Source organism: Neisseria sicca, from assembly GCF_014054945.1.
Taxonomy (GTDB): domain Bacteria; phylum Pseudomonadota; class Gammaproteobacteria; order Burkholderiales; family Neisseriaceae; genus Neisseria; species Neisseria sicca.
Genome location: NZ_CP059566.1, coordinates 1,343,261 through 1,358,381 on the forward strand (window position 1 = coordinate 1,343,261; position 15,121 = coordinate 1,358,381).

Below are 15,121 nucleotides of genomic sequence, written 5' to 3' on the forward strand. Positions count from 1 at the left end.
TTTCCAAGTGGATTTTTGTTTCCAAAGCGGAAGATTCAAGGCGGAAACCGCAACAAGGTTGGACACCTTGTGAGGATTTCCAACGCAGAAGATGCCGCTTTGGAGATAAAAAGACACGGAAACTATTGAATATCGACAGACCCTAGCATCAAGCAATTAGTTTTTAGCCAAGTAAGCTTCCAAATCTTCGCTGCCGCCGATGTATTTGCCGCCGATGAAGACTTGAGGAGCAGTCATCTTGCCGGTAATGGCGCGAACGGAAGTAACAGTTGCATCTTTGCCCAATACGATTTCTTCGTAAGACAGACCTTTGTCTTGCAAAGCTTTTTTAGCTTTAGCGCAGAATTGGCAGCCAGGTTTGGTGAAGATGGCAACAGATTCTTGAGCTTTCCAGTCAGGAGCGATGAATTTCAACATAGTGTCAGCGTCAGACACTTTGAAAGGATCGCCCGGCTCTTCAGGCTCGATGAACATTTTTTCAATCACGCCGTCGTTAACCAGCATAGAGTAACGCCAAGAGCGTTTGCCGAAGCCCAAGTCTTCTTTGCCGACCAGCATGCCCATGCCTTCGGTGAATTCGCCGTTGCCATCAGGAATCATGTAGATGTTGTCAGCTTCTTCTTCGGCAGCCCAAGCGTTCATCACGAAAGTATCGTTTACAGATACGCAGTAGATTGCGTCAACGCCGTTTTCTTTGAACGCGCCGAACAATTCGTTGTAACGCGGCAGGTGGGAAGAAGAACAAGTCGGAGTAAATGCGCCCGGCAGAGAGAATACGACTACTTTTTTACCTTTGAACAAGTCATCAGTGGAAACATCTTTCCAAGTGTCGCCCACGCGGGTACGGAATACGACGGAAGGTACTTTTTGACCGGTACGATCTTGCAAAGCCATTTTGGATCTCCTTGAAATTTTAGGTTTAGGGAATGATACGAGTGAATGTGTGCATTCTAGCGCAGGGAGTTTGATTTGTATAATTTATAGTTCAAATAATATTAATTACCTGAAGCTATGAAACCCAACCTGCGAACGTTTCATTTAAATAGAGGTCGTCTGAAAGAAAACAAGCCCCTGACTTGGAATTATTTTTCGGAATCGTGTGCATCGGACAATACGACTTCGCGGATGCTGCTTTCTACTTTGTCTTTCAACATAAAGCGGTCTTCGTCTTTGCCGGAGCGAATCGGGGCGGCAAAATCAATACGGATGCGCAGTTTTTTCATGGAAACGATGCGCCAAAGTGAGCGCACCAAATCAACTTGTGCATAAGACGGCACAGTCGTCCTTTTACCGGCATCATCATAATAGCGCAGCGTAACCGCCTGAACAGGCGCGTCGGCATCAATGGCGGATTGGAAGAGCGCGGCTTTGAACGATAAAATATCCAAGCCCAAAGAAGTCCGCGCTTCGGGGAAAAAGCTGACATTCTGCCCGGCTTTCAACGCGGCGCAAATGGCTTGGTTAATCGGCTCGACATCACGTCGGGAATTTCGGTTGATAAACACCGTGCCTGCGTTTTGCCCCATTTTGCCCAAGACCGGCCAGTCTTTGATTTCCTGCTTGGCGATAAAGCTGCTCGGATACACTGCGCTCATGGCGAAAATATCCAGCCAAGATACATGGTTTGCTGCCACCAAAACACCCTTCACATTATCCGCGGGCGGCGTGCCGATTTCCAATTCGATATCCAAGGCTTCCAGCGCGCCTTTTCCCAGAGTAATGACCGCATAATCGCGTTCGGCAGGATTGCCGGCATCGATACGGCGCAAATGCCTTCCAGTTCGGAACAGCCATCCCGCCAAGCGGAACAATCTGCCCAAACGGGTAAAAAACGGGGCTTTTTGTGAGTGCATAACTGTTTTTCTTTTCGTCTTAAATGTGTATCAAATCATAGTAATAACGTTTTCAGACGACCCAGATGACAAAGAGGTCGTCTGAAAACAGGTTCATACATTATTTTTGGCAGTTAGGACAATAAAACGTCCCGCGCTGCCCTAAAACTTCCTTCTGCACCAAACCGCCGCAACGGACGCAGGGTTCGTTGTGCCTGCCGTACACCGTATATTCCTGCTGGAAATAGCCGCTTTTGCCGTCACTGTTGACGAAGTCGCGCAACGTGCTGCCGCCGGTTTCAATCGCGCGCTGCAATACCGATTTAATCGTTTCCACCAAGACGGCGCATTCTTTTTTCTTAACCTTGTCCGCAGGGCGGTGTGGCGAGATGCCCGATTTAAACAGGCTTTCGTTCGCATAAATATTGCCCACGCCGACCACGACGGCATTGTCCATCAGAGCCAGCTTGACCGCGCGTTTTTGCGTTTTAAATTTTTGGTACAGATACTCAACGGAGAAGTCGTCTGAAAGCGGCTCGGGGCCCAGTTTTTCAAGAAGCGGATGATGCTCGGCAATGCCTTCATACCACAAAATCGCGCCGAACTTACGCGGGTCGTGATAGCGCAATACCGTTCCGTCCGCAAACACAATGTCCGCATGGTCGTGTTTGTCGGGATGGTCAATCCGCGCATCGCCGTCCGTAAAAATCCGCAAGCTGCCCGACATGCCCAGATGAATCAACAAAATACCCGTTGCAAAACCGATAATCAAATATTTCGCCCGCCGACGGCAGCTCAACACCTCCTGCCCCGCCAAAATCTCCGCCAACTGCGGATTGACCTGCCAGCGCAGCTTGGTTTGGCGCAACACGACATCCGCTACCTTTTTACCTTGAATATGCGGGCTGATACCGCGCAACGTCGTTTCCACTTCAGGCAATTCCGGCATTTTTCTTTATCCTCAAGCTAATACAATCAACATCGCCTTTTTCAGACGACCTAAGATTCTACCGATGCCAAAGCGGCCTGACAATTTGCAACCAATCAGCTTTACAGGCAGAAAGCAGCAAATTCAAGGCAGAATGACAAATATAGAAGAGGCTATATTTATGGAGTCAAACCTCTCGTTTTCAAATGTTCAGCCTCGAAAGGTCGTCTGAAAACCAGTCATACCGGTTTTACCAACGCTGCATTTCTCAATCCGAAATCCGCGCCGTACCCAAAGCCACCGTCTGCGTTCCCAATATTTTTTCAAACTCCGGCAACGGCGTCACCCCCGCCATACGCTTGACCAAAACCAAACCGTACACCGCCGCGCACTGCGGCCACCACCTGTCCCCCGCCTTCTCCATAAAACGCCAAAACCGCAGCCCCTTTTGCGAATTCACAGCAGGCAGGTACACCATAAACTTTCCGAATTCCACCTCAAAATCCAAATCCCCCAACCGCTGCTTCAAAGCGGGCAAAGTCAGGCAATGCTCCTTTTTGGGCAAGCGCGTTCCATCAAACCACTTGCTGAAAAACCACAAAGATTTCGGATTAAACCCCGTCAAAACCAACCGCCCTTCAGGTTTCAATACCCTGGACGCTTCATGCAGCACTTGCGTCAGCGCGGCAGTCTCATGACTGTGCGGCATCAGCAGCACATCAATAGAGTGACTTTCCCAAGCCATAGCATCTGCCGTCATCAATACATCACGGGGTACAGCAACCACGTTTTCAGACGACCTCAACCATTGACCGCCTTGTTGGACAACGGTTTGTCCGTCAAAATATTGCAAATGCCGCTCAAAAAAAGCAGCTTCGTTCTGAGCAACATAACGCCCCATAGCCGTATCTTCAAACCATACATCCATAGTCGTTATCCTATTAACTGTTTCATGCGTTCATTTCTACTGTCCGATAGAAAAATACAATGCAATCGCCGTATTTATGCCACAGATTTTAACATTAAGACCCAAGCATATGTAAATTTCACCCCCTTTACCTTGACGGCTACATCTTCAAACAGTACCATCGGGTAGACTAAATTTAACCTTATATCATTGATAATTATTGATTCATCATGGCAAAACTGAAAACCATCGCACTTACCATTTCAAGTTTATCCGCAGCTTCCGGCGCAGCATACGCTCAAAATGCCACACCAGATCAAGTAGGTATGGCAATGATGCGCCTCAATTCCTCTCTTTTGGATCAAGCCAAAGCGCAAACTTTCGGAACGGGCAGCCTTTGGGCATCGTTGCGCAAGGATTTCCGTATGAACGAGGTCAATTCCGAACTTGTTCGCCGCCATGAGAGCAAATTCGCTGCCAATAGTGCCTACTTCGACCGCACCATTACCCGCAGCAAACCCTATATGTACCATATTGCCAACGAAGTCAGAAAACGCAATATGCCTGCCGAAATCGCATTGCTGCCGTTTATCGAAAGCGCATTCGTTACCAAAGCAAAATCACATGTCGGCGCATCCGGTCTGTGGCAGTTTATGCCTGCAACGGGTCGCCACTACGGCTTGGAAAAAACCCCTTTGTATGATGGCCGTCACGATGTCTACGCAGCAACTGACGCAGCATTGAATTACCTGCAATACCTGCACGGATTATTCGGCGACTGGTCCCTTGCACTGGCTGCCTACAACTGGGGCGAAGGTAATGTCGGCCGTGCCGTCAATCGGGCGCGCGCGCAAGGTTTGGAGCCGATTTACGAAAATCTGCGCATGCCTGACGAAACACGGAATTACGTTCCCAAACTCTTGGCCGTACGCAATATCGTTGCCAACCCGCAAACTTTCGGCATGAATATTACCGAAATCAACAATCAGCCGTATTTCAAATCCCTGAGCATCGACAAGCCGATTGACAACAGCACTATCGCCCGCTTCGCCAACATCAGCGAAAGCGAATTGCTGACACTCAATCCGGGATTCAATGCGCCTGTATTCATCCCGAAAAACAATCGCCGCCTGTTGCTGCCTGTTGATTCTGTGGCTTCTTTCGAGAAAAACTACCGAAACGCAAATCCCGATACTTTGTTGTCTTGGAACGTATACACATCTCGAAACAATACCAGCTTGAACGCCATCGCAGCAGAAACCGGTATGAGCGTTGCCGAAATCAAACGACTGAACGGCTTGGGAAATAACTCCCTGTCTTCCGACCGCAGTATTTTGGTAGCCAAGAATAAAGCAGCGAATTCGGCGACACCTGATACACTCTCATTCATCGATGTTGATAACAGACCGGATACTTACCGTTCCAATATGCCGGAAATGGCACCTATCAAAACGGCAAAAGCAAATATTCCTACAATGGATTTTGCCAACATTAAACCCGTTGCAGCAGTACCAACAGATTATGTAGCCCTTGGCAAAAAAGCAGTATCCGAAACTGTTACCGCTCAATCAGTCTCTGTTGGCGGAGAAAGCAAAATTGCCTCTGCAACTCCTACTACCGTTGCCAAAGCAGACATCGCAACCACACCTGAAACCACTGTTCAAACCAACTCTTCAGCAGATTTGGCATCGGCAAATGTCAAAGAAGAGCGTATTCCTGAAGTGTTTGCCCAATTGTCTCAAGCTGAAAGCAAGCCTGCCGTTGTCGAGCAAACTGCTGCAAATACAACTACTGAGCTGACTACTGCTCAAGCTGCTCCGACGCAAGCTGCTGAAACAGCCGATGAACTGATGGCGTTGGTAGATTCAAATCTTCGTACTCAAACTGAAAATGTAGCAGTCGCACAAGCCGCCAGCGAACACAATATTGCATCCGACGCAGTCAAAGCGCGTAGCGAGCGTATTGCCGCCAATACCGCCAAACAACAAAGCCGCACTGAGGCACGTTTGGCCCGTGCAGGTAATCAGCAGCAATCTCAAACCGCAGGTGCGGGCATGCACCGTGTAGCCGATGGCGATACGCTGTTTAATATCTCACGTCGTTACAACTTAAGCGTTGCTGATTTGATTATTGCCAACAACATCAAAGGCAATAATATCCGTAAAGGTCAGCTGTTGCGTGTGACCGCAGCGCCCGCCAAAACTCGAAACAGTATCCGAAACGTTTCTTATACCGTTCGCAGAGGCGATACTTTGAATACCATCGCCAACCGATTCAACGTAGATGTAAACGATATCCGCCGCTGGAATCGAAATACCAATGGCGTGACACCCGGTCAACGTTTGAAATTAATCGGCAGTTAAGATTACTCTTCATGAAAAAGTCGTCTGAAATTTTCAGACGACTTTTTATTTGCCATCAAATTCAATTTTCCCCGCATCATCACTACGCCTCCTTAAAGAGAAAGTTTATAGTGAATAATATAGTGGATTAACTTTAAACCAGTACGGCGTTGCCTCGCCTTAGCTCAAAGAGAACGATTCTCTAAGGTGCTGAAGCACCAAGTGAATCGGTTCCGTACTATCTGTACTGTCTGCGGCTTCGTCGCCTTGTCCTGATTTAAATTTAATCCACTATACCATTTCATCTCAATGTCAAATTAAAAAGGTCGTCTGAAATCCGTTTTCAGACGACCTTTTGCTTAAATCAAACCTTCCAGTTTTGGGTTTCCCTCTTTCGGAATCGGGCGTTTGTTACCTTCACTATCAATGGCGACATAAGTGAAGACAGCCTCTGTCACGAGTTGACGATCCTCAGTAAGGTGGTCGTTCATCAATGTTTTTACCCAAACCTCGATTTTCAGTTGCAACGAAGTATTACCCACGCTCACGCAGCGGCCATAGCAACAGACGACATTCCCCACTTTCACAGGACGGATGAAATTCATTTCCTGAACAGCTACGGTAACAATACGGCCTTGTGCGATTTCCGCCGCCAAAATACCGCCGCCCAAATCCATTTGCGACATAATCCAGCCACCGAAAATATCTTGATTGGGATTAGTGTCGCGCGGCATGGCAACGGTGCGCAGCAAAAGCTCGCCTTGTGGTTTAGTGTGTTGTTTTTCATTTTGCGTCATAGGAAATATCCTTTTTAGAGGTGCAGCTTTCGTGTGAAGTTGAGAAGCTGATTGAAGCAGTATTTATTGGGGGTTGCCTGCGATAACAAGGTCGTCTGAAAACTTCTATACAGATTTTCAGACGACCTTGAACCCATATTCTGAGACAACGCTATTTCTAACGTTCTGCCAATTTCAAATAAACGCCGGCAACGTCTTGCTCTCCGTAACCTGCCGTTATCGCTTGGCGGTAATTTTCAGCAACGGTTTCGACAGCAGGCAGCGACTTACCGGCTTGCTCCAGCTCTTTGACCGCCAGATTAAGGTCTTTGGAAGCGTGTTTGAGTGCGAAGGCAGGTGGGAATTCACGGTTTGCCCACAGCGATTTTTTGGTTTGGAACATAGGCGAATCCATAGCGGAATTACTGATGGCTTCGATGATGGTATCCGTATCGACACCAAACTGTTGAGCCATCAGCATAGCCTCGCTGTATGCTTCGCCGAAAATACCCAGCAGGGAGTTGAGCACGAGTTTTGCACCCGAACCTTTCCCTACCCCGCCGAAATGGAAAGTTTGTTTGCCGACAATGGAAAACACTTTTTGCAGAGGCGTTAAAACACTTTCTTCTCCACCAAACAAAATCAGCAACGTACCATTGGTAGCAGGACCGACCGAACCGGAAACAGGCGCTTCCGCAAACTGTCCGCCTGCAGCTTCGACCAATTCTTTAACGGCAAGATTTTCAGACGGAGCAATAGTGCTCATATTGACAATAATTTTGCCCGCAAGCTCCTTGCGAACCTCTTCACTCAAAATATCGCGTACAGCCTCGAAGTCGGAAACCATCAGAAAAATAACGGGATAAGCGCGGATAAGATCGATGGTGCTTGTGTACACTTTCGCGCCTTTATTGAAAAGGTCGGCGGTTTTATCGGGTGAACGGTTATAAACACCGACTTCGATACCAGCGTTCAAAAGCCGCGTTACCATCGGATTACCCATTTGACCCAAGCCTATCCAGCCGATTTGCGTGTATTCGTTTGTTGACATTGTGTTTGCTCCTTTGTTTGTCTTGCCGTGCAATCATATAGGTTTACAGGTCGTCTGAAAAGTTTTTCAGAGGGTTGGATAAAGTATTTATATAGATATGAACGAAATCGCCTTTCGTTAATAATGTATAATGCATCTATTTTTCATACAAACGCTGTCAATCAGGTCTAAATGATGGAAAAAGGTCGTCTGAAAAACTGAAATATCGTTTTCAGACAACCTCACTCATAGAGTTCAATCACTGCTAACAGCAGCATGGAGATAATTTTTAAATTTGATAATGAAAACCTTGAAAAAATTTAAACGGGCGGAGATATGGGATATTGGGTGTTAGCGCTTCAGGTATTTTGGGAAGAAATTGGCAAATATGCGTTTTTTCTAATTATCAATGCCTACTGCATCATCAGAATGTATCAAAACCGTCATTGGAAATATTGCGCAGTTATTTTTATTTTGCTCAATGGCTGGGTAATTTACAGATATTGGATGGAAATCATTAACTCTTATCTATATTGGAATCAATAGATTAGTAAAAAAGTCGTCTGAATGAAACACAAGAAAACAAATATCCTTTTAGGAATAGTAGCAGCAGGCTACCTCAGTATTGCATTGGCAAATATAGGATTAAACGGAATGATTGAAGGCCAGGGCAACCCCGAGAATGCAAAAGGCATGACTTGGGGAATTACGATGGCAGATGCAATATTGGTTAACGCCACACCAGAAAATTCTTCATATTTAACATTGGATGCAGAAGCAATAGATGTATCAAATAAGTACAGTTCTGATTTTTATTTGCAGAACGGAACAGTATTGCGAAATTTCTTTGGTACGGGTTCTATATGGGGAAGAGGAGGGTATTTGGGAAGAACGGCAGAGTTTGATTTACTTCCCGAAAGGCTGACTTTTACCTATTCCTCTCAGTTTGAAAATAAATTTTATCAGTTGGATGAAGCCCTTCCAACCGACAAGATACGTCCTATGATGGCAAAAAGTTACAGGGTATTCAATAATACAGTAGAGGATACAGAAATTCCGCAATATGAATCTCCCAATGATTTTGAATTGGCTGTTGCTCCTGACGGCTGGGTGACGCTGAACCTTACCAATGTATTTATTCGCAAGGAATTGATGTCCTGGCAGGCAAAAGAAATCATGCCTTCTGTGGAAGAGGCTGCCAAACATCACTTCAATGAAATATGGTATTACAAAGTCGCAGGTTTTCACAATCAGGAAGAACGGAAAGAATATTTAGACAGAGTCCGTAAAGAATACCCCAATTTCTACCACTCTTATATTGATGGGCCCAAAAAGGTTAGTGCGGAGTGGTACAAACAGATGCAAACGAAATATCCATGGAATTTGGAAGTTGAAGTGGATGGGGGAGAATGGAACGGCGAATACTATATGGAATTCGCCAATACAGAGCGCTGGACAGCCATAGGTAAGGAGAGAATCGAAGAAGAGAAGAATACAATGAAGGCAATTCCGACTTACATCAAGATATGGTTGATCGAAAAGGAAACGGGTAAGCGGTGGGGTATTAGATTGCATCCATTTAAGACTGAAGAACAAGAGCAGAATGATTATAAAATTATATACGACGATATTCGGCTGAACAGGCTGTATAGAATATTTCAACAGGCGTTTCCTGGAAGGACTCGAGTGCATAATATTAGTACACCATCAATGAATCAGTTTGCTACTTTGAAATTGAAATTCAATGATTATTTTGAGTTGATAGAAGCATATATTCAAAAAGATGGACAAAAATTTGTATTGCCAGATGCTGAAATCCATCAACGTTACGAAATCAACAATACTGCTTATTACTAAGGAAATCATAAATATAGGAAAATGATCGGCAAAGAAAACCACATTTCATGACTGCCGATTGACGTCAGGCCTATACAAAAAGGTCGTCTGAAAACCCAAGTTTTCAGACGACCTTTTACAATCAAACCATTATGCGAACGGATGATGCAAAACGATGGTTTCTTCGCGGTCGGGGCCGGTAGAGACGATGGCTACCGGTGCGCCGCAGACTTCTTCGATGCGTTTCAAATATGCTTTGGCATTGGCAGGCAATGCGTCGTAGCTTTTCACGCCGACAGTCGATTCGCTCCAGCCGGGCATGGTTTCGTAAATCGGCTTGCAGGTTTCTACCGCATCGGAACCGCAAGGCAGGATGTCAGTTTTGCTGCCGTCGGGCAATTCGTAGCCGACGCAGATATTGATGGTTTCAATGCCGTCCATCACGTCCAGTTTGGTGATACACATACCGGAAATACCGTTGACTTGGATGGAGCGTTTCAACGTGGCGGCATCAAACCAACCGCAGCGGCGTGCGCGACCGGTTACGGAGCCGAATTCGTGTCCGCGCTCTGCCAAACCCGCACCTACTTCGTCAAACAATTCAGTTGGGAACGGGCCTGAACCGACGCGCGTGGTATAGGCTTTGACGATACCCAAAACATAATCCAGCATTTGCGGACCTACGCCCGCGCCTGCGGAAGCGGCTCCTGCGAGGCAGTTGGACGAGGTAACGAAGGGGTAAGTGCCGTAATCGATGTCCAACAGCGTACCTTGCGCGCCTTCAAACAGCAGTTTTTCGCCGTTTTTGTTTTTCTCGTTCAACACACGGGATACGTCGGTAATCATAGGCGTAATGCGCGGCGCGACTTTTTCGATAACCGCCATCACGTCTTCCGCTTTCACCGGCTCGGCATTGTGCAGATGTTGCAGTTGAACATTGTAATAGGCAAGGACGGCATCCAGTTTTTCACGCAGTTTTTCAGGATGCAGCAAATCGACGACGCGGATGGCGCGGCGTGCCACTTTGTCTTCGTAGGCTGGGCCGATGCCGCGACCGGTCGTGCCGATTTTGCCTTTGCCGCGCGATGCTTCGCGGGCTTGGTCAAGCGCGATGTGGTAAGGCAGGATCAGCGGGCAGGTCGGGGCGATTTTCAGACGACCTTCAACGTTTTTCACGCCTGCTGCGTTCAACTCGTCGATTTCGCCCAACAATGCTTCGGGGGATACGACAACGCCGGAACCGATAAAGCAGTCCAAGTTTTCATGCAGGATGCCGCTCGGAATCAGGCGCAAAATGGTTTTCTTGCCGCCGACGACCAAAGTATGACCCGCATTGTGGCCGCCTTGGAAACGCACGACACCGCTGGTTTCTTCCGCCAGCCAGTCGACGATTTTACCTTTGCCTTCATCGCCCCACTGGGCGCCGATTACTACAACATTTTTAGCCATAGCCATATAACCTATTAATATTAAAAAATTATCGTGAATCAACTTCAAACCAAGACGGCTTTGTGCCCTGCCCTGATTTGCCTTTAATCCGCTATGAATGGGTATTTAAATTTTCTCAACCTGCCAAACGCCGTCCGACTTTTTCAGACGACCTGCAACCTCTTCCGAAGCATTGTGTCCGATACCGTAGTCGACAACGACACACTGCCCTTGTTCACGCAGGGCTTCGACTGCTTCGCGAGCCGCTTCGGCATCGTCCGCATCAACCAACACAACGGGCTGCCGCTCAATGGCGGGCAAACGTCCGATAAAGCTGCGCAAGTCGAAACTGAATCCTGTTGCCGGACGCGCACGGCCGAAATATTCGCCCAATCCGTCATAACGCCCGCCCCGAGCGACCGCGTCATGGAAATTGGAACCGTATGCCGCATACAGCAAGCCCGTGTGATAATTGTCGACGCGCAGTTCGGATAAGTCGATATGGACTTTCTGATTCGGGAATGCGTCGCACACTGCCTGCAATTCGTCCAACGCGCTGCCGACTGCCGACAGATCAGGCAATCGTTCACGCGCGGCGGACAACACTTCCCGTCCGCCATACAGACGCGGCAGCAGCGAAAATGCTTTCGCCCACATGCCGTCCAGCTTCCAAGCCTTAACCTGCGCTTCGACCGCTTCGGTATCTTTATCCTGCATCAACGCAAGCAGTGTTGCGGACTGCTCCGCATCCAAATGCGCCGCATCGGACAAAGCGCGGAATACGCCGATATGGCCCAGCGACAGCAAAACCTCGCCCATATCGGCAATCTTCATGCTTTTGAGCATCAAGTCAATCAGCTCGATATCCGCTCGGATGTCGGCGAAACCATACATCTCCGCTCCCGCCTGCAAAGGTTCGCGCATATTGAGCAAACCTTCCGGTCGCGCGTGCAACACAGGGCCTGCGTAGCACAATCGGTTAATCCCTTGATTGGCGGACAAAAGATGCGCATCGATACGCGCCACTTGCGGCGTAATGTCGGCGCGGATGCCCAACTGCCGACCGCTCAGCTGATCGACCACCAAAATGGTTTTCAAAGACAAACCCGCGTCAATGTGCGTCAGCAGGGAATGGCTGTATTCCATCAGCGGTGGCTGTACCAGCTCGTAACCGTGCACTCGGAACAAAGTTAACAACTGCTCTCGCGCGCTTTCCAACTGTCGGGCGTTGGTCGGCAACACATCGGCAACATGTTCGGGAAGCTGCCAAGATTGCATGGAAATCTACCTTCTATCTGTTTTTGTAAACGCAAAGGGCTGCTTGAATTTAAAACCAGACGGACACACAGCCCGCTTCTCGAAATACGCCGCGCAAACGATGCAGCGTTTCCAACAAATCTGATTTTAAATTCAAACAGCCCCTGAATGACGGCTTTAAACCGCCGAGTTATTAAAAGCAGACTTTACCATACAAAACAGTTTTGTGCAGCCTGTTTTCATACCGGACAGCCCCTGACTTTGGCGCAAATGGGATTTTGTATACGGGAAATAACATGTTTAAGAAGCATCTCAAGCAACTGGGGTATTCGCAGAAAAGGTGTTGCTTGTTATTCCTCAACGCCCCATCAATCTTATATAGTGGATTAACTTTAAACCAGTACGGCGTTGCCTCGCCTTGCCGTACTATCTGTACTGTCTGCGGCTTCGTCGCCTTGTCCTGATTTAAATTTAATCCACTATACTTGATTTAGCTTAAAGGTCGTCTGAAAACCCATTTCAGACGACCTTCAAAGTCTCTCCACCGGCCTCACCGTATTTCTTTGGCTGCCTCTTGCTCTGCTTTGTAACGGCGCAGATAGGCAAGCGCGGCGGCTTTTTCTTCTTCGTTGCCATATTTGACATCGCGTTGGGCGCGGCGCAATTCGGCGCGCTCTTTGGCCTCTTCGATTTGTCGGTTTTTGAATGCTTCGCGGTTGTCGGAAGCAACCAGCTTGTCTTGTTGGGATTGGGCTTTCGCCATCGCTTTGGCAATCAAATCCATGGGATTGAAGGCAGGTTTGGCGGCAGCTTGGGTTTCGGCTTGAATTTGCGCCTGCTTGGCTTTAACGGCGGCTTCGCGCTCGGCAAGCATGGCTTTGCGTTCCGCCTCGTCGCGCGCTTTGCGTTCGGTATGCCAATCAAAGCGGCTTTGCGCGTGTTCGGCGGCGGCGAAACGCGCTTCGGAAGAACGGCTCAGGCTGCGCGCGGTGGGGAGGTATTCCTGTTCGGAAGGTATCATGTCGATACAGTCCACCGGACAAGGCGGGAGGCAGAGTCCGCAGCCTGTGCATTCGTCGCTGATGACAGTGTGCATAAACTTGCTTGCGCCCATAATCGCATCGACAGGGCAAGCGCGGATGCAGGCGGTACAGCCGATACAGGCGGCTTCGTCTATCAAGGCGACGGCTTTGGGCTGCGTTTTGACCGGTGCAACGCGCGGCTTACCCAATAAGGCGGCAATATCCACCATCACCGCCTCTCCTCCGGGCGCGCACAAATTAACAGGCGCATCCTCATTCAGCAAAGCTTGTGCATAAGGCAGGCAGCCTTGATAGCCGCATTCTCGGCACTGAGTTTGCGGCAGCAGGCGGTTGATGGCTTGAAGGTCGGTCGGCATGGCGGATAGAGTCAAAATCGAAAGCGTGTATTTTATCGGGAAACGGAATGCAGGGAAACCAAGACCAAAATAAATAAGGTCGTCTGAAAACCTCAAAATAAAGGTTTTCAGACGACCTCTTCTATTTTCTGACTATCCGTACCGCTTCATTAGAACTTATGAACCATGCCCAAAGAAACGGCTTTTTGTTCAACAGAACCTGTTTGAGTCGGCGTCAGGCGGGTTTTGCTGCCCAGTTTCATATAGCCGGCATGAGCAAGCATCGAAGTACGTTTGCTGAATTTGTAGGAGGTACCAACTACAACTTGGTCGAACTTATCGACCAGTTTCTCGCCGCTGTTCACACCTTTTGCCGCCCAGCCGTGGGCGTAAGTGAGGCGCGGGGTCAGGTTACCGAAGGTATAACCCACGGTAACGGCTGCATCGGTAACTTTGACGGCTTCATTTTTACCGGCATCGGCAGTAATGTCAGCGCCTTTGTACGTATTGAAATCATCGGTAAAATAACCCAGATATTTATTTGCGCTTTCATGGCCTTTGGTATATTGCGCACCTACGCCGACGAACAGGTTGTTTTTGTCGTAGTAACTCTCGATTTTAGCGATTTGCGCGGCTTTGGTTTTACCGTTCTTGTCGGTGTATGCACCTTTGTAATGGCCGTAGGCAAGATTGGTGGTGAAACCGCTGTTTTCATAAGTCAAACCGGCGGTATATTGCTCTTTGCTGGGTTGTTCGTGCTTATATTTGTCGTCCGGATTGCGGTTGTCGCGCGGCGCGTAGGACGTATTGAACTTGAACCCGCCAAATGAAGGACTGTCGTAACGCACGGATGTGGTGCGCACACCGGTGCGGGTGTTGATGCCCAAACCCATCGCGTTGGTTTTATACAACCACGGGTCGATGGTATCCATCTCGTTGAGCATATTGTTCATATTGCCGACGCGGACCTTACCGAACTTGCCTTCCAAGCCGATGAAGGAATCGCGGTTGCCGAAACGCTGGCTGTTGGATTCGCCTAAAATGGAAGTGCGCTGTTCAATTTGCCAGATGGCTTTGAGGTCGTCTGAAAGTTTCTCATTGCCTTTGAAGCCGATGCGCGAGGTATTGTCATTGATACGGGTTGCGGTCGCGCTTTTTTCCGTACCTTCGCTACCTTTGATTTTCACCTGTCCGGAGGTGATGGTGCTTTTGACTTGTCCGTACAGGACAACTTCGGCGGATGCTGCAAAAGGTAGGGCTGCTGCGGTTAAAGTAATCAATATTTTCTTCATGAATCCTCCTCGAATTTTAAAATTGAGTAAAAATACCAAACTCAATCATAATGATTTATGGATTATTAGACAACTCTTTTTATCTTGAGAAAAATTATTATTTATTTCAAATATA

General features: G+C 48.1%; 12 protein-coding genes and 1 pseudogene. 2 read left to right on the top strand and 11 right to left on the bottom strand.

Going from position 1 to position 15,121, the window contains the following annotated elements:
* Positions 1-156: 156 nt before the first annotated feature.
* The 4 genes from H3L95_RS06535 to H3L95_RS06550 all read right to left on the bottom strand — a co-directional run bounded on the left by H3L95_RS06535 (position 157) and on the right by H3L95_RS06550 (position 3,688).
* The gene (locus H3L95_RS06535; protein WP_003759091.1) at positions 157-894 is read right to left on the bottom strand and encodes a redoxin family protein; all 738 of its coding nucleotides are present in this window, start codon (positions 892-894) and stop codon (positions 157-159) included.
* 188 nt (positions 895-1,082) lie between these two features.
* Entirely contained in the window at positions 1,083-1,853 is a 771-nt protein-coding gene (locus H3L95_RS06540) for a 1-acylglycerol-3-phosphate O-acyltransferase (protein ID WP_003759090.1), read from the bottom strand.
* A 100-nt stretch (positions 1,854-1,953) separates the two neighbouring features.
* The gene (mutM, locus tag H3L95_RS06545; RefSeq protein ID WP_003759089.1) at positions 1,954-2,781 is read right to left on the bottom strand and encodes a bifunctional DNA-formamidopyrimidine glycosylase/DNA-(apurinic or apyrimidinic site) lyase; all 828 of its coding nucleotides are present in this window, start codon (positions 2,779-2,781) and stop codon (positions 1,954-1,956) included.
* Positions 2,782-3,028: 247 nt separating this feature from the next.
* Complete coding sequence (locus H3L95_RS06550) at positions 3,029-3,688, bottom strand: class I SAM-dependent methyltransferase (protein WP_003759088.1); 660 nt, start codon at positions 3,686-3,688, stop codon at positions 3,029-3,031.
* Positions 3,689-3,897: 209 nt separating this feature from the next.
* On the opposite strand from H3L95_RS06550, the gene H3L95_RS06555 reads away from it, so the two are divergent.
* Entirely contained in the window at positions 3,898-6,030 is a 2,133-nt protein-coding gene (locus H3L95_RS06555) for a LysM peptidoglycan-binding domain-containing protein (protein ID WP_003759086.1), read from the top strand.
* 338 nt (positions 6,031-6,368) lie between these two features.
* On the opposite strand, the gene yciA is transcribed toward H3L95_RS06555, so the two are convergent.
* Together yciA and H3L95_RS06565 are read right to left on the bottom strand one after the other, a co-directional pair.
* Entirely contained in the window at positions 6,369-6,806 is a 438-nt protein-coding gene (gene yciA, locus H3L95_RS06560) for an acyl-CoA thioester hydrolase YciA (protein ID WP_003759083.1), read from the bottom strand.
* Between the two features lie 157 nt (positions 6,807-6,963).
* On the bottom strand, positions 6,964-7,836 hold the full coding sequence (locus tag H3L95_RS06565; RefSeq protein ID WP_003759082.1) for an NAD(P)-dependent oxidoreductase: 873 nt from the start codon (positions 7,834-7,836) through the stop codon (positions 6,964-6,966).
* A gap of 546 nt (positions 7,837-8,382) precedes the next feature.
* Between H3L95_RS06565 and H3L95_RS06570 the strand changes: the two genes are divergently transcribed.
* Positions 8,383-9,672: a DUF2931 family protein gene (locus H3L95_RS06570; protein ID WP_003759080.1), complete on the top strand. Its 1,290-nt coding sequence runs from the start codon at positions 8,383-8,385 to the stop codon at positions 9,670-9,672.
* A gap of 129 nt (positions 9,673-9,801) precedes the next feature.
* Here the strand turns inward: H3L95_RS06570 and H3L95_RS06575 are convergent, their stop codons facing one another.
* From H3L95_RS06575 to H3L95_RS06595, 5 genes and pseudogenes are all read right to left on the bottom strand, one after another.
* Positions 9,802-11,100 carry an adenylosuccinate synthase gene (locus H3L95_RS06575; protein ID WP_182096236.1) on the bottom strand — a complete coding sequence of 433 codons (1,299 nt, stop codon included), beginning with the start codon at positions 11,098-11,100 and terminating at the stop codon, positions 9,802-9,804.
* A 105-nt stretch (positions 11,101-11,205) separates the two neighbouring features.
* Positions 11,206-12,357 carry an ATP phosphoribosyltransferase regulatory subunit gene (locus H3L95_RS06580; protein WP_003759075.1) on the bottom strand — a complete coding sequence of 384 codons (1,152 nt, stop codon included), beginning with the start codon at positions 12,355-12,357 and terminating at the stop codon, positions 11,206-11,208.
* 346 nt (positions 12,358-12,703) lie between these two features.
* Positions 12,704-12,823 (bottom strand): annotated as a pseudogene (locus H3L95_RS06585) (IS5/IS1182 family transposase); the annotation flags it as partial.
* A 63-nt stretch (positions 12,824-12,886) separates the two neighbouring features.
* Positions 12,887-13,735, bottom strand: a complete 849-nt coding sequence (locus H3L95_RS06590; RefSeq protein ID WP_003759073.1) for an RnfABCDGE type electron transport complex subunit B — start codon at positions 13,733-13,735, stop codon at positions 12,887-12,889.
* 149 nt (positions 13,736-13,884) lie between these two features.
* Positions 13,885-15,006, bottom strand: a complete 1,122-nt coding sequence (locus H3L95_RS06595) for a porin (RefSeq protein WP_003759072.1) — start codon at positions 15,004-15,006, stop codon at positions 13,885-13,887.
* Positions 15,007-15,121 lie beyond the last annotated feature (115 nt).